This is a genomic window from Rhodococcus opacus B4, assembly GCF_000010805.1.
GTDB lineage: Bacteria > Actinomycetota > Actinomycetes > Mycobacteriales > Mycobacteriaceae > Rhodococcus_F > Rhodococcus_F opacus_C.
Genome location: NC_012522.1, coordinates 6396653 through 6419286 on the forward strand (window position 1 = coordinate 6396653; position 22634 = coordinate 6419286).

Sequence of the window (22634 nt, forward strand, 5' to 3'; positions counted from 1 at the left end):
TAGGGTGATCTGCGCACGGTCGCCGAGCAACACCCTCGGCGACCGACAGCCCCTATAGCCCAATTGGCAGAGGCAGCGGACTTAAAATCCGCCAAGTGTCGGTTCGAGTCCGACTGGGGGCACGTAATGGCCTACGGGCGGTTCGGCGTCCGGATGAGTTCCGCCCGCATCTGGGTGAAGAGGAACAGCCCCGGACGTCCGGAGATCTGCTCGTACTCGCGCACGACGTCGTTCATGAATGCGGGGACATCTGCGTTGTCGAGGTGCGCGGTCCAGTCGGTGGATCCGACGGTGCACCACCGGGTGAATTCCTCCCGGGAACCGAAGTCCCATTCGACGTCGCGGACGACGAGATCGGTGGTGTCGAGTCCCGCGTCCCGCGCGAGGTCGCGGAATTGCTCCGGTTCGATGTGGATGTACGGCGGCGTGAAGCCGGTGAAGAACTCTGCCCAGCGCGGACGCGCCGACACCGCCATCTCGACGTCTTCGACACTGGTCCGCGGGCTCGCGCACACCATCTGGATGATCACACGTCCGCCCGCCACCACGCTGCGGGCGATCCCGGCCAACGCGCCCTGAAGGTCGGGGACCCAGTGCAGGGCGTTGAACGACACCGCGACGTCGAAGTCGTCGTCGAAGGGGAGGTCGAGCGCGTCGGCGATCCGGAACTCGGCGCGGGCTCCGTCCGGTACCGCCCTCGATCGCGCCTTCTCGATCATCCGCGGCGACGCGTCCACTCCGACCACCGAACCTCGGGGAAGTCGATCGGCGATCCGGAGCGTGACGGACCCGTCGCCGCACCCGACGTCGAGCACGGTTTCAGTGCCCGCGAGGGTGAGCTCGGCGATCGTGTTCTCCGCGACGGCCCGCTGGAGTGCGCCGACGTCGGCGTAGCCTTCGCCGTCCCAGTCGACCACGACGGCCCGGCCTCAGGCGCCCTGGTGGTGCGGGCTCGAGTGTGCGCCGCCCCCGGATCGCGCAATGGATGCGCGGACGCGGGCCGTGGCCTGCCAGATCTGGGTGCTGTCGTGGACGCTGATACACGGTATGCCCTGTTCACGGGCATTCTGGATCGCCTGCGCGTCCTGCGGTGAGCCGATGCCGTCGAGGACGTCCTCGGTGACGATCGCGCAGAGCGCGGGGCCATCCAACTTCCGGACAGGCTCGAGTCCGTGGACGACCATCCACTGCTTGACCATCGCCCAGTGCGACACCTCTTTGTACCGGGTGGGGTTTCCGATGAAGAGAACCCGACGGGAGCGGCGGGCGCGAGCGATATCGATGTGCGTGACGGTAGCCATGGCGGAGGGTTCCTGTCCGTTGCGGGATTCCGTACTGTCAATCCCCGCTCACGTCGGTTTCGTTACGCATTCGCCCAGAATTGCCTACCGCGCGGTAGTCAGCTGCCGAACGGACTGCCGGACGAGCCTCCGCCGCCCGGCCCGGACGTGTCGGTGACGGTGACCTCGACGGGATCCTCGGTGCCGTTGGTCAGCGGCGGAGCGGTGCCCCACTGCTCGAACGACGGGATGCTCGAGCAGGACCATTGCACCGTGTACTTGCCGGGATCGACGGTGGCCCGCAGTTCGCCGTCGTCCTCACCCATCACCACGGTGGGTCCGGCGACGGCCGGCACTGTCCCGCCGACGGGGAGTGCGTTCAGCACACACACCACGGCGCCGGGGACGTCGTACGCGACGTCCATGACTATCGCGTTGCCGTCGACCGCGATATCCACGGTGAGGTCCTCGGGTGCCGCGGAGGCCGAGGGTGCGGCGAGTAGACCCACGCCGGTGACTGCGGCGGCAATTCCTGCGGTTCGTGCGATCGTGACCTTCATCGGTGCATCCTTCCGGACTTCTCGGTTGCCGGTTTTGGTACGAGCCAGGAGCCACCGGGAGTATCGCACCTCCAACCCGGATCCGCTGGGATGTGAAAGGTGGAACACTGCTGGTCTGGGAGTTCTCAGCGTGTCGATCCGGCACCCGGTGCATCGAAGGAGACGGTGAAGTGCTCGGACGGAAGAACTACACGCAGGAAGAGATCGATCACGCCGAGGCGTCCGTCGCGGAGCAACTCGCGGTGTACACGTCGCTGACGGGAGCGATCGCAGGCGAGGTCACGGGCAAGAAGGTCTTCGCTTCACTCGAGGACTTCGAGCCCCTGTTCTTCGGCAACATGGTCCTCGCGCTGGACCGCTACTTCGTCCACCGGGTCCGGGCGGTGACAGGCAAGGACGGGAACCCGCTCAACGAAGTCGAGATCATTGCCGACTCGTTGATGAACAACGGCGGCGTCCTGCGCGGCATCAACGTCCTCGCATACGTTCCCGGTGGGTCCGTCCTGAAGCTCGAGATCGGCGATCCGATTCGGGTGGGCGCCGACGACTTCACACGGCTGTCGGCAGCGTTCTTCGCGGAACTGAGGTCACGGTTCCTCACGTGAGCGCGGGGTGGCCGCGGCGCGATAGGTGCCGGGCGTCGCTCCGTGGGCGGCCTTGAACAGCCGGGAGAAGTGGGCGGCGTCGGCGAAACCCCAGCGGGCGCCGATGGCCGAAACGGGCAACTCACGGTTTCGGGGGTCGGCGAGATCTCGACGGCACTGCTCGAGTCGCCGTCGCCGGATCCATCCGCTCACCGTGTCGCCCTCGGCTTCGAACATCTTCTGCAGGTGCCGCACCGAGATGTGATGGGCGGCTGCGATCGACTGCAGGCCCAGCTCCCGGTCGGCAAGTCGCTCGTCGATGAAAGCGGTGATTCGGGCGTGCAGTTCGTCCCCGCGCGACAGCGGAATCGGCCCGTCGGCGAGGTGGAGTTGCTCCGCGAACGCAGCCGCGACCAGGTCGAGAACGGCATCGCCGAGATGCAGCGCGACGGTGGGGGAGGCGTCGGCGATCTGCTCGCCGAGTCCGCGCAACAGCGGCGTGACGACGGCGCCGAGCCCCTGCCTGCCCGACACCCGGCGCGCGGTGAGCTGCGCGATGCCGTCGGGCGGAACGCGCAGGAGGTGCCGGGGGAACATCACGACCAGCATCCGGAACCGGTCGTCGAACGACAGCTGGTACGGGCGGGTCGTGTCGTAGATCGCGAAGTCACCCGGGGTGAGCGCAGCTTCCCGGCCGTCCTGGGCGAGGACGCAGCAGCCGCCCACCTGCAGTCCGAGCTTGAAGTAGTCGGGGTTGGCGGCGCGGATCATCCGCGGTGTGCGCCGAATGACGTGCGGGGCGGCCGTGACCTCGCTGATCCGGACTGCCCCGACCGTCGCGCCGCGCACCACGCCGCGGAAGTCGTCGTGGTCGGCCGACGTCATCTCGAGGGGTACGAACGCGTCGCTCACCGACTCGCGGAACTCGTCGAACGAGACGAGGCGCTGGTCGCCGGGGCGGATGAGACTGCTCATGGCCGGTGCACCTGCTTCAACTGCGTGTGATGGCTTCGTGTGCCGCCGTTCCGGACGCCATTTTCTCGAGCAACCCGATCAGGGTCAGCCGCTCCGACGGTGTCAGCGCCCCGGTCCATGCCTGCTCGCGCTTGTTGTGAGTGGAATAGGTACTGACGATGGCCTCGCGCCCGGCGTCGGTCAGGTCGAGGTCGACGGCGCGGCGGTCGCCGGTGGACGGCTGGCGTGTCACCAGACCGTCCCGCTCCAGTGTGTTGACCAGGGCCGACACCGCCGACCTGCTCATCCCGGACAGCGACGCCACCCGCTTGGACTCGCACGGTCCCGCGAGCCACAACACGAACAGCACCCGGAACCCGGGCCAGCTCCACCCGCTCGGCCGGTGGACCGTCGCCTCGAGGTCGTAGACGAGTGCGCTCGTCACCCGGTGCAGAGCGAGAACCAGTCGCATGGAGACGGGGTCGACGCCGGGCAGCTCGTCGACGGTCTTGCCGACGGCAAAGTCCACGAAGGACAGAAAGTCCAGGTTGCTCTGGTCGGTCGTCTCCTCGGGCATGACCACAGATTAACGCCCGTGAGTACTTGTCAACGTCGGACGGTTAATAAGTACTCACAGGCCGCGGGCGGCATTGCCGGCGTCTACGGGCAGCGCGGTACCGCTGATGTGTGCGCTGCCCTCGGCGGCGAGGAACAGCACGACGCGGGTGATCTCGAAGGGGTCCAGCCAGGCGACGGGCTGGGCGTGCAGGCTGCGGAACACCGGTTCCACGTCCTCGGCTGCGGGCGCGTCGAGATCGGGGCGCATCATCCGGTAGAGCGCGTCGTTGTGGATCATGGGGGTCGAGATGTTGCCCGGCGCAATCGCATTCACGGTGATGCCGTGCGGGGCGAGATCGAGCGCGGCGCTCTTGGTGAGCCCGATGACGCCCCATTTCGACGCCGAGTACGCCGCCATGTTGGTGCTGCCGGCCCGGCCCAACATCGACGAGATGGTGACGATCCGACCGTATCCGCGCTCGATCATGCCGGGCGCCACCGCTCCGACCGTGTTGAAGACGCCGGTGAGGTTGGAACCGATCGCCTCCGACCACTGTTCCTGCGTGAGCGATTGCACCGGGGCGGCCACGGAGACGCCGGCATTCGCGACCGCGACGTCGATGCGCCCGAATTCGGATTCCGCCTCCGCGACGAGTGCGTCCATCGCGGCCCGGTCGGCGGTGTCGGCCTTGGCGGTGAGGCATCGGCGCCCGGTGGCACGCACCATCTCGGCGGTCTCGTCGAGATCGGCGGCAGTCGCGAGGGGGTAGTTCACCGCCGCGCTGTCCTCGCAGCGGTCGCACAGCACGATGTCTGCCCCGCGCTCCGCCAGTGCGACCGCGTGGCTGCGGCCCTGGCCGCGGGCGCCGCCGGTGATCAGGGCGACTCGGCCCTGGAAGTCGTTCATCTCGTTCTCCTGTCCGGGCGGATCAGCGCAGCTTGATGCTGCCGCCGTCCGCCATCAGTGTCTGGCCGGTCATGTATCGGGAATCGTCGGACGCAAGGAACACGGCGACGGGTGCGATGTCGGTCTCGGGGTCGCCGATGCGCTGCAGCGGAACCTTCGCGACGGAGGCGGCGGCGCGGTCGGGGAACCGTTCCTGCCAGGCGAGGACGCCCTCGGTCGCGGCGAACGGGCAGATCACGTTGACCCGGATCTGATCTGCCGCCCATTCGTTGGCCGCCACCCGGCTGACCCCGCGAATCGCTTCCTTCGCGGCGGCATACGACGTCTGGGTGGGCATCCCGTCGAGTCCGGACCCGGACGCGAAGTTGATCACCGAACCGTTCGCCGCCTTCAACTGCTCGTAGCAGGCCTGCATCAGGTGCACCACGGGATAGAACCCCGTCTGGAACGAGAGGTCGAACATCTCCTGGGTGTGGTCGATCAGCAGTGCCTGGCGTGACGCGTGGGCGTTGTTGACGAGTACGTCCACCGATCCGAACGCGTCGACCGCGGCGTCCCGGATCTGCTCGGCGGACTCGCGTCGGGAGATGTCGGTATTCAGGAACCGGGTGGCCGGTCCGAGTTCCCGCTCGAGGTCCCGGCCGCGTTCGTCGTCGATGTCGACGAACACGACGTTCGCGCCCTCGCGGACGAACACGGTCGTGACGGCCCGTCCGATCCCGCCGGCGCCGCCCGTCACGATCGCCGTCTTTCCGTGCAGCCTCATCGCACACCGGCCGGGTCACCGGTCGCCAGCGCGACCTTCTCCAGTTCGGCGACGCTGAACGCGGCGTAGTTTTCGTACGGCCCACGGCCGGCGAAGTACGGTGTGAGGAGACCGTCGAGCTCCTCGGGTGAGAACGCGGAACCCGCTGCGTCGAAGCAGTTCTCGACCTTCGGCGCCGCCATGAGCGCGACCATCTTGCCGTATACGACGAACACCTGTCCGTTGATCTCGTCGGAGGCGGGAGAGGCCAGGTAGTGGACGAGGGTGGCGACCCGTTCGGGAGACAGGGGGTCGAGGCCCGCGTCGGCCGGGTTCTCGCCGAACGCGTCGGCGGTCATGGCCGTCCTGGCGCGCGGGCAGATCGCGTTGGCCCGCACCCCGTAGCGGGACAGGCCCTGCGCCGTCGACAAGGTGAGCGCGGTGATTCCGGCCTTCGCGGCCGAGTAGTTGGGCTGCCCCGCGGATCCGAACAGGAACGCCTCCGACGACGTGTTGACGACCCGCCCGTACACCGGGCCGCCGGCGGCCTTGCTCGCCGCACGCCAGTGCACGGCCGCGGCCCGCGACGTGGCGACGTGCCCCTTGAGGTGGACGCGGATGACGTCGTCCCAGTCGGATTCGGCGAGGTTGAAAATCATTTTGTCGCGCAGGATTCCGGCGTTGTTGACGAGGATGTCCATCGATCCGAACGCGCTGACGGCCTCGTCGACGAGGCGTGAGCCCAGCGCCCAGTCGGAGACGTCACCGGTCACGGCGACAGCCCGGCCGCCCGCCGCCGTGATCTGGGAGGCGACCTCGTGTGCGCCGTCGCCCATGTCGTTGACGACGACCGCGGCTCCGGCGGCCGCGAGTGCGAGGGCTTCGGCGCGGCCGAGGCCTGCTCCCGCGCCGGTGACGACGGCGGTGCGTCCGGTAAGGCTGAGTGATTCCGTCATGGCAACTCCTGATCGCGAAGAAAATTAGATTTCATTCTAGTTCTATCGCATGAACTACTGATCAGTCACTACTCATGCGGAGCTTAGTGCAGGAATGTTTTCTACTTATCCTGCGAATTGACCGTCGACGACACCGGCTGCGGGCAGGTCTCGGTGAGTGGGAACTGTGGTCGGCGTCACTGGACGGCATGTCAGGTTGGGCGTGCTGATCCTCTCGAATCCCCCGGAGCCACATATGCATAACATGCCCCTGTCCCCAGGTGAGGCGGAGCGCGCACCGCTCTCACGCGGGAAGTCGTTCGCCCTGCTGGCCCTGATCATCCTTCTGGTCGAGGTCATCCCACTCGCCTACAACTTCGTCACCCCGGCGCTGCCGGAAATCGCGAAACACTTCGGCACCGCGAACGTCGGCTGGGTGATCACCATCGTCACCCTCATGCTCGCCGCGTCGACACCGCTCGTCGGCAAGCTCGGCGACATCTACGGCAAGAAGCGGATGATGCTCGCGTCGGCCGCGGTGTTCGGCGCCGGATCGCTCCTCGGTGCGCTGGCTCCCAACTTCGAACTGTTCCTCGTGGGTCGTGGCCTCCAGGGTGCGGGCATGGCCATCCTCGTGCTCGCCTACGGGCTGATCCGCGACATCCTGCCGCCGTCGATCATTCCGGTGGCCGTCGGATTCGTCGCCACGGGCATGGGAGCCAGCACCATCCTCGGCCCGATCATCGGCGGCTACCTCATCGACCACTTCGGCTACACCGGCGTGTTCTGGGCGCAACTTGCCCACGTGGCGGTCGTCGGAATCGCGGTCGCGATCTTCGTTCCCGAAACCACGTTGCGGACGAAGTCGAAGCTCGACGTGCTCGGCGCCCTCATCCTCGGGCTCGGCGCGTTCGTGCTGCTGTTCGGCATCGGCAAGGCCACCGCGTGGGGCTACACGGCCCCGCAGACGCTGCTGTGCGTGGGCGGCGGTCTCGCCATTCTCGCCGGCTGGCTGGTCTACGAGCGCACGCCGAAGGAACCGCTCATCGATCTGCAGATGCTCCGGCACGGCCCTGTCGCGAAAACCCTGGCAGCCAGCGGTTTCGTCCAGTTCGTCCTGGTGAGCCACTCGATGCTCATCCCGATGTTCGTGATGACCGATCCGGGCCTCGGTCTCGGCTACGGTTTCGGTGTCACCGCTCTCGCCGTCGCGATCTACACCGTTCCCACCGGTGTCGTGTCGATGATCGCCGGTCCGGTCGGCGGGTACTTCACCCGGCGCATCGGCCCGGCGCCGGTTCTGGTGTTCGGCGGCGCCTCCCTCGCGCTCGGCTCGGTCCTGCTCGCCACCCTGCACGACTCGACCGTCCAGATGATGTTCGGGCAGTTGGTGATCGGTCTCGGACTCGGTTCCGCGTCGGCGACGTTGCCGAACCTCATCATGCGCACCGTGCCAGCACAGACGCAGGGGATCGCCGGCGGGATGCTCAACCTGTCGGGCTCGCTGGGCAGTGCGATCGGCAGCCAGGTGATGATCGCCATCGTCGCGATCCCCGGCGTCGTGCTGGTGGGCCGCGCCGCGCAGTACTCGGAGAAGGGATTCGTCTACGCCTTCTTCACGCTCGCCGTCGCCGGACTGCTGGCCGCGGTGATGGGACTTCTGCTCACCCGCAACAAGATCGACCGTCCCGCGGACGTGGCCGCGCCCACGTCGGAGATGGTCGCCTGACCTTCGTCCGCTCGGACGACGCGAGGCCCGCAGCACCTGCGGGCCTCGCATCTTTGTCGCAGTCAGGCACGAACACCCTCGGCGAGCAGCGCGCGTGCCTCCTCCCGACCGTCGAGGAGCCGATTGACGCGGCGGGTCACCTTCCACTCGCCGTCGATCTTGGCGAGCTCCCACCGGTTCGCGGTGATCCGGTGGACCCGGAACCCGTTCTCGTCGGAAACGATCAACTGCGACTTGCACGTTGCGACGGCGGTGTTGCCGTCGACGCGCACGTGCCCGGGCTCGAGCATGTGCGCACAGCCGCCGCCGATCCAGCCCTGATGTGCCTGAGACTGCACCATCGCCGTGATCGCCGCATGCCCGCGCAGCACCCCGGTGTCGACGTCGTACACGCCGTCCTCGGTCCACAGCCGGGCGACCGCGTCGGCCGAACCGCTGTCGATGGCGGGGCCGTAGGCGGTCATCAGTTCGAGGATGGCGAGCTTGTCCTCGAGGAGGGTGACGCGATCGGTGAGTGCGCGGACGAGTTCTTCGGTGCCGGTCATGGGCGGATCCTGTCTTCGGTGGGGGTGCGGAAGGAGAGGCCGAGTGTCTCGCCCAGCTGCCGGAGGGCGTCCAGTTGCTCGCAGTAGTGGGTGGCGCTCGTGGACGCGAGGGTGGCGCTGACGACGGTCGTGCCGGCCTCGCGCCGTCGTTCGAGTGCGCGGGACACGGTGTCGGGGGAGCCGATCGGATCGAGTGGTGCGCCCGCGCTGAGGACCACCTCGAAAGTCTCCGGGAGATCGACCTTGCCGAGAAGCGCGCACAACTCGTCGAGCGACAGGCCGAACGGCACCCAGCCGTCGCCGAGCGTTGCCGCGCGGCGTAGGGACCGCAGGGTGCGTCCGCCTATCCACAGCGGGACCCGCGGCTGGACGGCGTGCGGTTCGACGACGACGCCGCCGAAGTCGTAGAACGGGCCGTGGTACTCGGGCCGGGACTGCGACAGGGACGCACGCAGCGCGGCGAGGGCGTCGTCGGCGCGGGCGCCCCGGTCGTCGAAAGGCGCGCCGAGCAGATCGAATTCCTCGCGCAGGCTGCCCACACCCAGGCCCAGCACGAGCCGCCCGCCGCTGACGACGTCGAGCGTGCCGTAGCGCTTGGCGATCTCGAGCGGGTGGTGATAGCCGAGCACCAGGACCTGCGTGGCCAGGCGGATGGTCGCGGTGTGGGCGGCGAGGAACCCGAGGGTCGCGAGCGGATCCCAGTAGGTGCCGCCGCGCTCCACGGCGACGTCGGTGGGCACGGCGACGTGCTCGCTGCAGGTGAGGTGGTGGTAGCCGAGGTGGTCGGCGGTCCGGGCGATCGCGGTCAACTCCGCGATGCCGGCGCCGAGTTCCCAGACCGCCCGGACGGCGGGGTGCGCGATGACGATGGGCGGCGCGATTCCTATGTGCATCTGTTCGTAACTCCGCTCTCGGGGTCGTCTGTGGTCCCCGTTGTAGTGGAGGCACCCGCGGGGTGCGCGGGCATTCCCGGTGACCGGACGCGGCGTGGTCCGATTCCTTCCCCGCGGCGGGCGCGGCTGTTAGTATTTTAAGAATTCATTTCAGTTTTTGTCGGACGCATGCGTGTGACCAGGATATTTGGAGGCGTCGATGACTGTCGTCGATTCGGATGATGCACTGTCGGTACCCGCTGCGAAGAAGGATCTGCCGCCGTCGATGGTGGAGCGGATGACGCTGATCCTCGACGCGTTCGACGGCCGGACGTCGCGCCTGACGCTCGAAGAAGTGGCGTGCCGCACCCGCCTGCCGCGGTCCACGGTGCACCGCATCCTGGATCAGCTCGTCCGTCTCGACTGGGTCGATCACGCGAGCTTCGGCTATTGCCTCGGACGGCGTGCGATGGGGCTCGGCGGCGGCGACAACGGGCACAGCCAGGTCCGGGCCGCGGCGGCCCCGCTGCTGCACGAACTGCACATGCAGACCGGGATGGTGGTGCACCTGGCCGTGCTGGACGGGGCGGAGAGCGTGTACCTGGACAAGGTGGGCGGGCGGATGGCCGCGGCTCTGCCGTCCCGGGTGGGTGGGCGCGTTCCCGCCTACACGACGGCGGGCGGCAAGGCGATGCTCGCGTGGGTCGACCCGGAGCAGGTGGACGGCATGTACGGGCCGCGGCTCAGCCGGAGCACGGACCGCACGATCACCGAACTGTCCACGCTGCACCAGGAGCTCAACCGGATCCGGCAGCGCCGCGGTCTCGCCTTCGAGCGCGGGGAAGCGGTCCGCGGAATCGGCTGCGTCGGCGTCGCGATCCGCAGCGCCGACGGGCCGGTGGCCGGCATCTCGCTGTGCGGAGACGCGCGCACCGTCCAACTCGAACGCGTCGCCCCGCTCGTCGTCGACGCCGCCCGGGAAGTCACCCGGACGCTGCACCCCGAACTGGGCACACCCCGTCGCGGCCGCCGGACCCCGGAAATCCCGGACAGCTCGTGGTCGACCGAGACCCTCGACCAGCTCCTCGCGGTGCAGTCCGGCCAGTGGCTGTAGCTAGGGCGTGTCTACCAATCCCCATTCGGCGCTCCTGGCGCCCAATCGCCGCCCTGCTGCGTTGTCGTCGGCCCCGATACAACCCCGGTATCGGCTTCTCCTTCGCCTTGCCGGACGACGATTGGTTCGCCAGGTGCATCCGAGAGGGATTGGTAGACACGCCCTGGCGCGGTTGACGAGTCTCCGGACTCGTCAACCGCGCACGGGCAGCGGAGCCGCGTCGAGACCGAAACCGCCGCGGAAGAACACCATCGGACGCTCCTCGCTGACCGATTCGAGTTCCCGGACCCGTCCGATCACGACGTCGTGATCGCCGGCGATGTGCACCGACTGCACGTCCGCGTGCACGCGCAGCAGGACCCCCGGCAGCGACGGCGTCGACCACCGCGACGGCTCCCACGCGAGCCCGTCGAACTTGGCGCCCCGGCTCGAACCGAAGCGGGCACAGACGTCCGTCTGGTCCTCGCGCAGCACGTTGATCGTGAACCGCCCCGACCGCCGGATGCGCGGCCACGCGCGCCCGCGGTGGTCGGCGCAGAACAGGATCAGCGGCGGCTCCAGCGACACCGACGCGAACGACTGGCACGTGAACCCCACCGGGCCCGCCGTGTCGAGGCCGGTCACCACGGTGACCCCACTGGCGAATTGGCCCAGGGCGCGGCGCATCTCGTCCGGTGACGGTGCGTCCCGGCGTGTTCCGGGCTGGGCCTCGGCCGGTTCGGGTGACATCAGACGGCCTCCGATTGCTCTTGCGTCGCCGACCGATTCGACGAACTCCCCCGAGGCTAGGGACACCCCGAAACAGTCACGAGATGCCGTCTCGGTCAGCGGAAGTCCCCGCCCGGACCGCACCCGGGCTGGGCGGTGTCTCGCTGACCGGGATCGCTCCTGTCCGAGCCGGGAACTCGCTGGCAACGTGATCGACCATGACGACTGACTCGAGTTACGAGGGCACCCTGAAGGAGCTGAAGACCGACCTCGGCGTGCTTCGCTACCACGAGGCCGGCGACGGTCCGCCGCTGCTGCTGCTGCACGGTTCCGGCCCCGGCGTGACGGGGTGGCGCAACTTCCGCGGCAACCTCGGCGTCTTCGCCGAGCACTTCCGCACCTTCATCCTGGAGTTCCCGGGGTTCGGGGTCAGCGACGACTTCGGCGGCCACCCGATGCTCACCGCGGGCGACGCAGTGCTCCGCTTCCTCGACGGGCTCGGACTCGACGAGGTGGCGGTGCTCGGAAACTCGATGGGCGGCATCGTCGGCACCCAGTTCGCCATCGCGCACCCCGACCGGGTCGCCAAGCTGATCACCATCGGCGGCATCGGCAGGAACCTCTTCAGCCCCGGTCCCGGTGAGGGCATCAACCTCCTGATGGAGTTCACGGACGATCCCACCCGGGAACGATTGATCGCGTGGCTGCACTCGATGGTGTTCGACCCCACCATGGTCACCGAGGAACTGATCGAGGAACGGTGGACGCAGGCCACCGACCCCGAGACCCTCGCCAGTGCCCGCAAGATGTACAGCAAGGCGGCGTTCGCGGCGGGCGCCAAGGCGGCACTCGAGTCCGATGCGACCCCGTACTGGGCCCAGCTGCACAAGGTGACGGCGCCGACGCTGCTGACGTGGGGTCGCGACGACCGGGTGAGCCCACTGGACATGGCGATCATCCCGATGCGCTCGATCCCCAAGGCGGAACTGCACGTGTTCCCGAACTGCGGGCACTGGGCGATGATCGAGCAGAAGACGGCGTTCGAGAGTGCCGTCCTCGCCTTCCTGCTCCGCAAGGACGGCAGCGGGCGATGACCGAAAGCTTCGACTGCACAGTCGATTTCCTCGTCGTCGGCAGCGGCGGCGGCGGGATGGCCGCGGCGATCACCGCGGCGCACCGCGGACTCGACACCCTCGTCATCGACAAGGGGGCGACGTTCGGCGGATCCACCGCCATCTCCGGCGGCGGCATCTGGATACCCAACGCTCCGACGCTGCGCGCAAAGGGCGTCGTCGACTCCCGCGAATCGATCCGCCGCTACCTCGACATCATCACCGAGGGAACCGTTTCCGCCGACCGGCTCGACGCGTTCGTCGACAAGGGTCCCGAGCTGATGGAACTCCTGGACCGCAGCCCGCACATGAAGCTGTACTGGGTGAAGGGCTACTCCGACTACCACCCGGAGTACGAGGGCGGCCGACCGCTCGGGCGCACCATCGAATGCTTGCCGTTCGACACCCGCGCGCTGAGGGAGGACGAGCGGTTCCAGCGTCCCAACAGCATGAAGGGCCCACTCGGACTGTGGGTGACGTCCAAGGACTACCACGACCTCGCCATGGTCAAGCGCACGTGGAAGGGCCGCAAGGCGTCACTGGTCGCGGCGTGGCGGGTGGCGTCCAACGTGATCCGCCGACGCCACATGGCCACCGGCGGACGCGCACTCGTCGCACGGATGCGGATGGTCCTCGCGGACGCCGGAGTGCCGCTGTGGCTGAAGACGTCGATGACGGAACTGATCGTCGACGACGCCGGAGCGGTCGTCGGTGTGCTCGCCGAGCGCGAGGGACAGGCGGTCCGGATCGGGGCCCGTCGCGGTGTGCTGCTCGCGACCGGCGGGTTCGACCACAACCAGGACATGCGCGCGAAGTACCTGCCCAGGCACGGCGTCCCGGACGTCAGCGCCGGCGCGCGGGAGAACACCGGCGACGGCATCGTCGCCGGCCAGAAACTCGGCGCGGCCGTCGATCTGATGGACGACGCGTGGTGGATGCCGTCGGTGCTGCACCCGATGGGCGCCGTGATCCCGCTGGTGTCGGAGCGGTGCATTCCGCCGTCGGTGATCGTGAACGGCCGGGGCGAACGCTTCACCAACGAATCGTCGCCGTACGTGAACTTCGTGCACGACCAGCTCGCCGGCGGGCACGTCCCCGCGTGGTTCGTGATGGACGGCAAGGCGAAGTCGCGGTACCCGTTCGCGCAGGTGCTGCCGGGTGTGCCGTTCCCGCAGGGCTTCTACGACTCGGGTGTCGTGCACAAGGCCGACACGCTGCGCGACCTCGCCGAGCAGATCGGCGTCAAGGCCGACACCCTCGTCGCGACTGTCGACCGGTTCAACGGATTCGCCCGCACCGGTAAGGACGAGGACTTCGGCCGCGGCGACAGCGCGTACGACCGGTACTACGGCGACCCGACGATGAAGAACCCGTGCCTCGACGAGATCACGCAGGGACCGTTCTACGCGATCCGCTGCGAGGCCGGCGACCTCGGCACCAAGGGCGGCCTCGTCACCGACGCCGACGCGCGGGTGCTCCGCGAGGACGGTTCCGTCATCGACGGCCTGTACGCCACCGGTAACACGTCGGCGTCGGTGATGGGCAACGAATACGCCGGCGCCGGCGCGACCATCGGTCCCGCCATGGTGTTCGGCTACATCGCCGCGCAGCACGCCGCCCACGTGAGTGGCAAAGAGTCCCGGAACACACTTCAGCGCTCACGTGCGGGAGGGGTGGCGTGATGCTGAGCGACGCGCAGAGACTGTCCGCCGCCCACCTGCTGCGGAACGCCGAACGGGACCGCGCGCCCATCGATCCGCTGACCACCGTGTTCCCGGACATCGACGTCGTCGACGCCTACGAGATCGCGCTGTTGAACATCCGCGAACGACTCGCCGCGGGGGAGACGGTGTACGGCCACAAGGTCGGGCTGTCGTCGGAGGTCATGCAGAAGATGATGGGCGTCGACGAGCCCGACTACGGACATCTGCTGTCGAGCATGGTGTACGCGGAGGGGACCCCCATCGACACCGCGCGGTTCTGCTACCCGCGCATCGAGGTGGAGATCGGATACGTCCTCGGCGAGACGCTGCCGGGGGAGGGCTGCACCGAGGCGGACGTGCTCGCGGCCACCGAATACATCGTTCCCAGTATCGAACTGATCGACTCCCGCATCACGGACTGGAAGATCGGGCTCGCCGACACGATCGCCGACAACGCGTCCTCGGCCGGGGTGATCCTCGGCGCCGGCCGGGTGGAACCGGCGAACGTCGACATCGGCGGAATCTCCGCGGTGCTCTTCCGGGGCGACGAGGAGATCGCGCGGGGTGAGGCGTCGGCGGTGCTCGGCAATCCCACGAAGGCCGTGGCCTGGCTGGCGCGGAAGGTCGCGAGCTTCGGGGTGCGACTGGAGGCCGGTCATGTGATCCTGCCCGGTTCGTGCACCCGCGCGATCGACGCCCGGCCCGGCGACTTGTTCCGCGCCGAATTCAGTGACATCGGTTCCGTATCAGTAGAATTCAAGTAAGGCGACAATTGTGACCAAGGCTCTCGCCGCGATCGTCGGATCCGGCAACATCGGCACCGACCTGATGTACAAACTCCTCCGCTCGGAGATCATCGAGCCCCGCTGGATGATCGGCGTCGACCCCGAGAGCGAGGGGCTGAAGCGCGCCGCGGACCGGGGTGTGATCGCCAGCGCCGAGGGCGTCGACTGGCTGCTCGCCCGGGACGAGCGCCCCGACATCGTGTTCGAGGCCACGTCCGCGTACGTCCACCGGGCGAACGCCCCACGCTACCGGGAACTCGGCATCCAGGCCGTCGACCTCACCCCCGCCGCGCTCGGACCCGCGGTCGTGCCCGCCGTGAACATGGGCGAGCACCGGACCGCGCCGAACGTCAACCTCATCACGTGCGGCGGCCAGGCGACCATCCCCATGGTGCACGCCGTCTCCCGGATCACCGACGTGGCGTACGCCGAGATCGTCGCGAGCGTGGCCTCGCCGTCCGCGGGCCCGGGCACCCGCGCGAACATCGACGAGTTCACGATCACCACGAGCCGCGGCATCGAGACGATCGGCGGGGCGAAGAAGGGCAAGGCGATCATCATCCTGAACCCGGCCGAACCGCCGATGTTCATGAAGGACACCGTGTTCTGCTCCATCCCCGCTGACGCCGACCGGGACGCGATCACCGCGTCCATCCACGACGTCGCGGCGTCCGTGCAGGCGTACGTCCCCGGCTACCGCCTGCGCGCCGAACCCCAATTCGACGACCCGACGCCGATTAGCCGCGGACTCGCCCGGGTCGGCATCTTCCTCGAGGTCGAGGGCGCGGGCGACTTCCTGCCGCCCTACTCCGGCAACCTCGACATCATGACCGCCGCCGCCACCAAGGTCGGCGAGAGCTTCGCGACGCAGATCCTCGGCGCGAGCGTCTGAGCGCGTCCGCCCCACTCACACTTCGGAGGAATCCCGATGCCCTACAGTGCTGATCTCGACATCCGGGTGACGGACTCGTCGCTGCGCGACGGCTCCCACGCCAAGCGACACCAGTTCACCGTCGAACACGTCCGCTCCATCGTCGGGGCGCTCGACGCCGCCGGGGTCCCGGTCATCGAGGTCACCCACGGCGACGGACTCGGCGGCTCCTCGTTCAACTACGGCTTCAGCCACACCCCGGAGCAGGAGCTGATCAAGGCCGCCGTGGAGACCGCGGAGCAGGCGAAGATCGCGTTCCTCATGCTCCCCGGACTCGGTGTCCGGTCCGACATCCGCGAGGCCGCGGACAACGGCGCGAGCATCTGCCGCATCGCCACGCACTGCACCGAGGCCGACATCTCCGTGCAGCACTTCGGGCTCGCCCGCGACCTCGGGCTGGAGACGGTCGGCTTCCTCATGATGTCGCACAGCCAGCCGCCGGAGGTCCTCGCGAAGCAGGCCCGGATCATGGCCGACGCCGGCTGCCAGTGCGTCTACGTCGTCGACTCGGCCGGGGCGCTGATCCTGAACGCCGTCAGCGACCGCGTGTCCGCCCTCGTCGCGGAGCTCGGCGACGACGCACAGGTCGGCTTCCACGGGCACGAGAACCTCGGCCTCGGGGTCGCCAACTCGGTGCTCGCCGTCGAGGCCGGCGCCCTGCAGATCGACGGCTCCACCCGGCGTTTCGGTGCCGGAGCGGGCAACACCCCGGTCGAGGCGTTCGCCGCCGTCACCGAGAAACTCGGAATCCGCACGGGCATCGACACTCTGAAGATCATCGACGCCGCCGAGGACGTCGTCCGGCCGATCATGGACGGCGACTGCCTGCTCGACCGGCTGTCGCTGACCATGGGCTACGCGGGGGTGTACTCCAGCTTCCTCAAGCACGCCGACTCGCACGCCAGCCGGTACGGCGTGTCCGGTGCCGAGATCCTCATCGAGGCCGGCCGGCGCAAGCTGGTCGGCGGTCAGGAGGACCAGCTGATCGAGATCGCGCTCGGTCTCGCGGACCGGAAGTCCGCGGAAACCGCAGTCGCCGAGAAGAAGTCCGCCTAGGCGTTCCGCCGGGTACCGACACCAGAAAGCCGAGATCATCATGGGCCAGGTTCTTGACAGGATCGAACAGTACGCGGACGAGATCCGCGCGGAAGGCGCCGAGGGCGACAAGCTGATGCGCCTGTCCGACACGTCCGCGAAGCGGTTGCGCGATTCCGGTGTGATGCGGATGCTGCAGCCGAAGGAGTACGGCGGCTACGAATCCCACCCGCGCGAGTTCGCGGAGACCGCGATGGGCATCGGCGCCATCGACGGGGCCGCGGGCTGGGTCAGCGGCATCGTCGGCGTCCACCCGTGGGAGTTGGCGTTCTTCGACCGCACGGCCCAGGACGAGGTGTGGGGCGCGGACTCGGACATGTGGATGGCGTCGCCGTACGCGCCGATGGGCGTGGCCGTGCCGACCGACGGCGGCTACGTCCTCAACGGGCGGTGGTCGTTCTCGTCGGGCACCGACCACTGCGGGTGGGTGATGATCGGCGCCGCGGTCGGCGACCGGGACGGCAACCGGGTGATGCCGCCGAAGATCCTGCACGTGCTGCTCCCGCGCTCGGACTACGACATCGACCAGGACAGCTGGAACGTCGTCGGACTGCGCGGCACCGGATCCAAGGACCTGATCGTCAAGGATGCGTTCATCCCGCAGCACCGGACGCTGCAGGCAGACAGGGTGTTCGACGGGTCCGCGCCGAAGGAGTTCGGCCGCACCCAGACGCTCTACAATTTCCCGTTCTCGTGCATCTTCCCGCTCGGCATCACGTCCTCGCTCATCGGCATCGCCGAGGGTGCGCTGGCCTGCCACCTGAACGCGCAACGCGAACGCATCACCGTCTCCGGCACCGCGATCAAGGAAGACCCGTACGTGCTGTTCGCCATCGGCGAGGCGGCCGCGGAGATCGCGGCGTCCCGCGCGGCGATCCTGGAGACGGTCGACCGGTTCTGGGACATGACCGAGAAGGGTCGTGAGGTGTCGTTCGAACTGCGGTCGATCGGTCGTCGCACCCAGACCGCCGCCGCCTGGCGGGCGGTCCGCGCCGTGGACGAGATCTTCGCACGCTCCGGTGGCGGTGCGCTCCAACTGAAGACACCCATGCAGCGCTTCTGGCGCGACGCCCACGCCGGCCTCTCCCACGCCATCCACGTGCCCGGCTCGATCTTCCACTCCTCGGCACTCACCCAGCTCGGCGGCGAACCCCAGGGCATCCACCGCTCCATGATCTAGGCGCTCCGCGCCCGTGCGCCTTTTTGGTAGTTCCAGCAACCAGAAAGGCGCACGGGCGGCGGAGCCGCTTCCAGGAAAGGACTGCACATGACAGAGATTCGAGGGCTCGGATACCTGCGGATCCAGACGAAGGACGTGCCGCGCTGGCGTGAGCTGGTGGTGGACGGGCTGGGCATGGCCGAGGGCTCCGGACCCGAGCCCGACGGACTGTACCTGCGCGTCGACGAACGACGGTCACGGCTGATCGTCCTCCCCGGTGACACGGACAAGGCGCTCGCCGTGGGCTGGGAGGTGCGCGACCAGTTCGCCCTCCAGCGCGTGCGCGAGGAGGCGGAGAAGTCGGGCGTCGCGGTCGATGTCCTGTCCGAGGAGGAGTCGCGCTACCGTGACGCCGAGCAGGTGATCGCGTTCGACGATCCGTCCGGCACGCGGGTGGAGGTGTTCTTCGGACCGGTGCTCGACCACGGTCCCGTCGTCACCCCGCACGGCGGGCGGTTCGTCACCGGCGCGCAGGGGCTGGGGCACGTCGTCCTCCCGACGCCGGCATTCGACGAGGCCTACACGTTCTACACCGAGGTGCTGGGTTTCCTGCCCCGCGGGGCGATCCGCCTCGGGCCGGCCGACGCCCCTGGACCGGCCCGCCGCGTCCGGTTCATGGGGGTCAACCAGCGTCATCACAGCCTCGCACTGTGCCCCGCGCCGCACAGCGGCGAGCCCGGAATGGTGCACCTGATGACGGAGGTCGACACACTCGACGCCGTCGGCCAGGCACTCGACCGCCTCGGCAAGCTCGGTTTCTCGATCTCGTCGACGCTCGGCCGCCACACCAACGACCGCATGGTGTCGTTCTACGTGCGCGCCCCCGGCGGCTGGGACCTCGAGTTCGGCACCGAGGGCATGCTCGTCGACGAGACGCACTACACCGCCGAGGAGATCACCGCGGACAGTTACTGGGGCCACGACTGGTCGGGTTCCGAGCCGCTGGCGGCGTTCTCGTGACGGCGTCGCGCGCCCGCATCGGCGTGGTGGCCGCGCTCGTCCTCCTCGGTGGAAGTGCCTGTTCCAGTGCGGCATCCGAGACGGTGACGGACCCGGCCGCGCCCCGACCGGGACAGCTCCTGTCGGCCCGGGCCGTCGCCGACGGTCCGGCGCTGCCGAGCGCCGCGCGGAACGAGGTGATCACCTACGCGTCGCAGGACGGCAACGGCGACCCGGTCGTCGTGTCGGGTACCGTGGCGATTCCCCGCACGCCGGCACCCGAGGGTGGGTACCCGGTGATCAGCTGGGCGCACGGCACGACCGGAGTCGCGGACGCCTGCGCCCCGTCCGCGGATTTCGCAGGCGGCCCCGCCCACGGATATCTGTCCGGGGTGAACGCGTCCCTCGACGACTGGGTCGCCAAGGGATACGCGGTGGTGAGCACGGACTATCAGGGTCTGGGCACGCCGGGTATCCACCCGTACATCAACGGCGACACCGAGGCGAACGCGGTGGTGGACATCGTCCGCGCCGCCCGTGAGGTGGATCCGGCCGTCGGCGCGACGTGGTTCGTGATCGGTCACAGCCAGGGCGGGCAGGCGGCACTGTTCACCGCGGCCCAGGCCGGGGATCGCGCCCCGGAACTGGAACTCGGTGGCGCCGTGGCGATCGCCCCCGGCAACGGGCTCGATCAGACGCCGCAGTACTTCCGCTCGGGTGTTCCGGGTATCGAGGCGGCGGAGGCGTTCCTCCCGCTGATCCTGCTCGGCGCGCAGGCCGCGGACCCCACCATCGACCCGTCGGCGCTGCTGACGGAGCAGGCCCAACCGCTGCTGACGGCGGCGCGGACGGGGTGCATCGATGACATCCGGAAGGTCCCACCCGTGCCCGCCGATCAGGTGTTCCGTCCCGACGCCGACCTGGGACCGCTCACCGACTACCTGGTGCGGCAGGAGCCGTCGCGGGTGCACGTGCAGGTGCCGACGCTGGTCACGCAGAGCTCCGGCGACCGGGTGGTGAGCAAACCGTCGACGGATCTGATGGTGAAGACGTTGCAGGACAACGGGAACGAACTCACGTATCGGACGTACGTGGACGTCGACCACCGCGGGACGATCGGCGCCTCGCAGCAGGACGCGCAGGAGTTCGTCGCGGGGATCCTCGCTCGCTGAGGATGCCCGCGACCGCACGGCCGTCGACAGTGCGCCGACCCGCTGACGAGGCCTAGTCTCGAACTCATGGGCCTGCGACGTCGAGACACCATCGGACAACAGTTGCGCGAGCTTCGCTACGAGCCGACGGCGAAACGGATCCGCGCCGTGCTGGACGGGACCACGGTGGTCGACAGCGTCCGCGCGGTTCTGGTCTGGGAACCGCGGCGCATCGTCCCCACCTATGCGGTGCCGGCGGAGGACATTGCCGCGGCGTTGGAGCCGCAGCCACCGAGCGCGGTGCAGCCGGATCCGGCCGACGTCGGGTTCGCCCTGCCGGACGTGACGACGATGCCGGTGCTCGACCCGCGGGTGCCGTTCTCCGTGCGCAGCACGGAGGGCGTGACGGTTGCCATCCGCACATCCGGCGACAGCGCACGATCCGCGGCGGGCTTCCTGCCCGGCGACCCGGACCTGAGCGGCTACGTGGTGCTCGATTTCGACGGATTCGACCGCTGGCTGGAGGAGGACGACGAGATCGTCGGGCATCCGCACGACCCGTTCCAGCGCATCGACGTCCGCCGCACGTCCCGGCACATCCGGGTGATGCTGGGCGACACGCTCCTCGCCGACACCCGGCGGGCGAGAATGCTGTTCGAGACGATGCTGCCGGTCCGCTACTACCTGCCGCCCGAAGACGTCGTCGCGGACCTGCGGCCGAGTGCGACGACGACCTACTGTGCCTACAAGGGTGAGGCCGCCTACTCGTCCGTCGTCACTGCCGACGGCGTTCTCGACGACATCGCCTGGCGTTACGACGAGCCCCTCGTCGACGCGTCGGAAGTGCGGGGCCTCGTGGCGTTCTTCGACGAGCGCATCGATCTGGTCGTCGACGGTGTGGCCCGGCGGCGGCCGGTGACTCCCTGGTCCTAGCGGGCACCCGAGTCGGCGCGTCCGAGTGCGATCTCGAGGGCCCGGGTCTCGTGCGCGTGCCCGAGCAACTCGTATCCGACGACGGTGACGACCGGTGCCAGCATCACCACGATCAGGCACCACGCCATCGACACGCCCTGCGCCGCCAGCACGAGTGCGAGCGCGATCGTCGCCGCAGTCAGCACGAGGAGCAGGATGTGGAACGGGTCGGGAACCCGCAACAGATACGTGTACAGCAGATACACGCCGAGGAGGAATATCGCGACGGGCGCGGCGACGGACAGCACCGTCGCCGTCGCGCCGAGGTGGGAGGCGTGTTCGATGTAGTAGGCGGCCACGTGCAGCCCAGCCCCTACCGCGGCCAGGGACGCGAACAGGGCGATGTGGCTGTATCCCCACACGAATGACCGATTGCGGTACACCTCGAGTATCTCCGCCGACGGGAGCGTGTAGTAGACCCACCACAGTCCGAACGTGAGCCCGATGCCCGCGACCGCGACGAGTATCGCGTCGAGTGTCCAGCCCTGGTGATCGACCACGGCGGACAGCGAGGTCACCGTGCCGATCACACCCTCGCCCAGCGTGATGATCACGAGCAGGCCGTGACGCTCGACGATGTGGTGTGCGTGCCAGGGTGTTCCACCCTTGAATCGTTCGGCGATGACGGGGCCGCTCATCTCGAAGAGGATGAGTATCACGCCGAGACCGAACGCGTACTCGACGGTGAGAGGCGCGATCACCAGGGCGACCCAGCCGATCTGCGCGACGACGAGCGTCGTGACATAGGTCAGTGCCGCGGAACGATGGTCGGGGTCGTGCCGGGCGGCGCGCAACCACTGGAACACCATCGCCACCCGCATGACGATGTACCCGGACACCATCACGGAATTGTCGAGTTCGACTCCACGGTCGATGGACGCGAACATCGGCGGCATGCCGAGTGCCAGGATGACGACGCCGATCATCTGGATCATGGTGGTGACCCGGTAGATCCAGTCGTCCGTGTCGTAGGCCGAGGCGAACCAGGAGAAGTTGATCCACGCCCAGATGATCGCGAACATCGCGAACGAGAATCCCGCCAGCCCGGCGGCGACGTGGTCTTCGGCGAGGAGGTGCGCGAACTGATTGCCCGCAACACCGAACGCGACGACGAACGTGAGATCGAACAGCAACTCCAACGGTGTTGCCGCACGGTGTTCCTCGTGAGGATCTCGTCCGACCATCTTCTGGACGCGGTGGGCGAGGCTCCCGGTGTCCGGTGCCGATCGTTCGGGC

General features: G+C 68.6%; 24 protein-coding genes and 1 tRNA gene. 13 read left to right on the top strand and 12 right to left on the bottom strand.

What is annotated here, in order from left to right:
• Positions 1 to 48: 48 nt before the first annotated feature.
• Positions 49 to 122 (top strand) — tRNA-Leu (locus tag ROP_RS29015).
• A gap of 9 nt (positions 123 to 131) precedes the next feature.
• Here the strand turns inward: ROP_RS29015 and ROP_RS29020 are convergent.
• The 3 genes from ROP_RS29020 to ROP_RS29030 all read right to left on the bottom strand — a co-directional run bounded on the left by ROP_RS29020 (position 132) and on the right by ROP_RS29030 (position 1840).
• On the bottom strand, positions 132 to 917 hold the full coding sequence (locus ROP_RS29020; RefSeq protein WP_015889586.1) for a class I SAM-dependent methyltransferase: 786 nt from the start codon (positions 915 to 917) through the stop codon (positions 132 to 134).
• 12 nt (positions 918 to 929) lie between these two features.
• Complete coding sequence (locus tag ROP_RS29025) at positions 930 to 1301, bottom strand: hypothetical protein (RefSeq protein ID WP_043825512.1); 372 nt, start codon at positions 1299 to 1301, stop codon at positions 930 to 932.
• 98 nt (positions 1302 to 1399) lie between these two features.
• Positions 1400 to 1840, bottom strand: a complete 441-nt coding sequence (locus ROP_RS29030) for a hypothetical protein (RefSeq protein ID WP_015889587.1) — start codon at positions 1838 to 1840, stop codon at positions 1400 to 1402.
• Positions 1841 to 2010: 170 nt separating this feature from the next.
• Between ROP_RS29030 and ROP_RS29035 the strand changes: the two genes are divergently transcribed.
• The gene (locus tag ROP_RS29035; RefSeq protein WP_043825514.1) at positions 2011 to 2445 is read left to right on the top strand and encodes a hypothetical protein; all 435 of its coding nucleotides are present in this window, start codon (positions 2011 to 2013) and stop codon (positions 2443 to 2445) included.
• Here the strand turns inward: ROP_RS29035 and ROP_RS29040 are convergent.
• From ROP_RS29040 to ROP_RS29060, 5 genes are read right to left on the bottom strand one after another with little or no spacing between them, the layout of a single operon-like run.
• Positions 2428 to 3399, bottom strand: coding sequence for a helix-turn-helix domain-containing protein (locus ROP_RS29040; RefSeq protein WP_015889589.1), 972 nt, complete (start codon positions 3397 to 3399; stop codon positions 2428 to 2430). The genes ROP_RS29035 and ROP_RS29040 overlap by 18 nt on opposite strands.
• Before the next feature lie 16 nt (positions 3400 to 3415).
• A complete protein-coding gene (locus ROP_RS29045; RefSeq protein WP_043826871.1) occupies positions 3416 to 3955 on the bottom strand; it encodes a MarR family winged helix-turn-helix transcriptional regulator in 540 nt (179 codons plus the stop codon).
• Positions 3956 to 4009: 54 nt separating this feature from the next.
• Positions 4010 to 4843, bottom strand: coding sequence for a mycofactocin-coupled SDR family oxidoreductase (locus tag ROP_RS29050; RefSeq protein ID WP_015889591.1), 834 nt, complete (start codon positions 4841 to 4843; stop codon positions 4010 to 4012).
• Positions 4844 to 4865: 22 nt separating this feature from the next.
• Positions 4866 to 5609: an SDR family NAD(P)-dependent oxidoreductase gene (locus ROP_RS29055; protein ID WP_015889592.1), complete on the bottom strand. Its 744-nt coding sequence runs from the start codon at positions 5607 to 5609 to the stop codon at positions 4866 to 4868.
• The gene (locus ROP_RS29060; RefSeq protein ID WP_015889593.1) at positions 5606 to 6544 is read right to left on the bottom strand and encodes a 3-oxoacyl-ACP reductase; all 939 of its coding nucleotides are present in this window, start codon (positions 6542 to 6544) and stop codon (positions 5606 to 5608) included. Before ROP_RS29060 ends, ROP_RS29055 begins: the two co-directional genes overlap by 4 nt.
• A gap of 244 nt (positions 6545 to 6788) precedes the next feature.
• Here ROP_RS29060 and ROP_RS29065 point away from each other — a divergent pair, with 244 nt between their 5' ends.
• Positions 6789 to 8252, top strand: coding sequence for an MFS transporter (locus tag ROP_RS29065; RefSeq protein WP_015889594.1), 1464 nt, complete (start codon positions 6789 to 6791; stop codon positions 8250 to 8252).
• A 62-nt stretch (positions 8253 to 8314) separates the two neighbouring features.
• Here ROP_RS29065 and ROP_RS29070 read toward each other — a convergent pair whose 3' ends face one another.
• Both ROP_RS29070 and ROP_RS29075 read right to left on the bottom strand, forming a co-directional pair.
• Positions 8315 to 8797: a nuclear transport factor 2 family protein gene (locus ROP_RS29070; protein ID WP_015889595.1), complete on the bottom strand. Its 483-nt coding sequence runs from the start codon at positions 8795 to 8797 to the stop codon at positions 8315 to 8317.
• On the bottom strand, positions 8794 to 9690 hold the full coding sequence (locus tag ROP_RS29075; protein WP_015889596.1) for a TIGR03619 family F420-dependent LLM class oxidoreductase: 897 nt from the start codon (positions 9688 to 9690) through the stop codon (positions 8794 to 8796). The genes ROP_RS29070 and ROP_RS29075 overlap by 4 nt, the downstream gene beginning before the upstream one ends.
• Before the next feature lie 199 nt (positions 9691 to 9889).
• Here ROP_RS29075 and ROP_RS29080 point away from each other — a divergent pair, with 199 nt between their 5' ends.
• Entirely contained in the window at positions 9890 to 10783 is an 894-nt protein-coding gene (locus ROP_RS29080) for an IclR family transcriptional regulator (RefSeq protein WP_015889597.1), read from the top strand.
• A 192-nt stretch (positions 10784 to 10975) separates the two neighbouring features.
• On the opposite strand, the gene ROP_RS29085 is transcribed toward ROP_RS29080, so the two are convergent.
• On the bottom strand, positions 10976 to 11512 hold the full coding sequence (locus ROP_RS29085; protein ID WP_015889598.1) for a flavin reductase family protein: 537 nt from the start codon (positions 11510 to 11512) through the stop codon (positions 10976 to 10978).
• Positions 11513 to 11709: 197 nt separating this feature from the next.
• Between ROP_RS29085 and ROP_RS29090 the strand changes: the two genes are divergently transcribed.
• From ROP_RS29090 to ROP_RS29130, 9 genes are all read left to right on the top strand, one after another.
• Positions 11710 to 12585, top strand: coding sequence for an alpha/beta fold hydrolase (locus tag ROP_RS29090; protein ID WP_015889599.1), 876 nt, complete (start codon positions 11710 to 11712; stop codon positions 12583 to 12585).
• A complete protein-coding gene (locus tag ROP_RS29095) occupies positions 12582 to 14285 on the top strand; it encodes an FAD-binding protein (RefSeq protein ID WP_015889600.1) in 1704 nt (567 codons plus the stop codon). The genes ROP_RS29090 and ROP_RS29095 overlap by 4 nt, the downstream gene beginning before the upstream one ends.
• Positions 14285 to 15070, top strand: a complete 786-nt coding sequence (locus ROP_RS29100; RefSeq protein ID WP_043826873.1) for a 2-keto-4-pentenoate hydratase — start codon at positions 14285 to 14287, stop codon at positions 15068 to 15070. The genes ROP_RS29095 and ROP_RS29100 overlap by 1 nt, the downstream gene beginning before the upstream one ends.
• 7 nt (positions 15071 to 15077) lie before the next feature.
• Complete coding sequence (locus tag ROP_RS29105) at positions 15078 to 15983, top strand: acetaldehyde dehydrogenase (acetylating) (RefSeq protein WP_197535779.1); 906 nt, start codon at positions 15078 to 15080, stop codon at positions 15981 to 15983.
• 36 nt (positions 15984 to 16019) lie between these two features.
• The gene (dmpG, locus tag ROP_RS29110) at positions 16020 to 17078 is read left to right on the top strand and encodes a 4-hydroxy-2-oxovalerate aldolase (RefSeq protein WP_015889603.1); all 1059 of its coding nucleotides are present in this window, start codon (positions 16020 to 16022) and stop codon (positions 17076 to 17078) included.
• A 40-nt stretch (positions 17079 to 17118) separates the two neighbouring features.
• On the top strand, positions 17119 to 18297 hold the full coding sequence (locus ROP_RS29115) for an acyl-CoA dehydrogenase family protein (protein WP_015889604.1): 1179 nt from the start codon (positions 17119 to 17121) through the stop codon (positions 18295 to 18297).
• Positions 18298 to 18384: 87 nt separating this feature from the next.
• Positions 18385 to 19296, top strand: a complete 912-nt coding sequence (bphC, locus tag ROP_RS29120; RefSeq protein WP_015889605.1) for a biphenyl-2,3-diol 1,2-dioxygenase — start codon at positions 18385 to 18387, stop codon at positions 19294 to 19296.
• Entirely contained in the window at positions 19293 to 20447 is a 1155-nt protein-coding gene (locus ROP_RS29125) for an alpha/beta hydrolase family protein (RefSeq protein ID WP_015889606.1), read from the top strand. Before bphC ends, ROP_RS29125 begins: the two co-directional genes overlap by 4 nt.
• A 66-nt stretch (positions 20448 to 20513) precedes the next feature.
• A complete protein-coding gene (locus tag ROP_RS29130) occupies positions 20514 to 21359 on the top strand; it encodes a DUF427 domain-containing protein (RefSeq protein ID WP_015889607.1) in 846 nt (281 codons plus the stop codon).
• On the opposite strand, the gene ROP_RS29135 is transcribed toward ROP_RS29130, so the two are convergent.
• Positions 21356 to 22582 carry a low temperature requirement protein A gene (locus ROP_RS29135; protein WP_050785239.1) on the bottom strand — a complete coding sequence of 409 codons (1227 nt, stop codon included), beginning with the start codon at positions 22580 to 22582 and terminating at the stop codon, positions 21356 to 21358. The genes ROP_RS29130 and ROP_RS29135 overlap by 4 nt on opposite strands.
• Between the last annotated feature and the right edge of the window lie 52 nt (positions 22583 to 22634).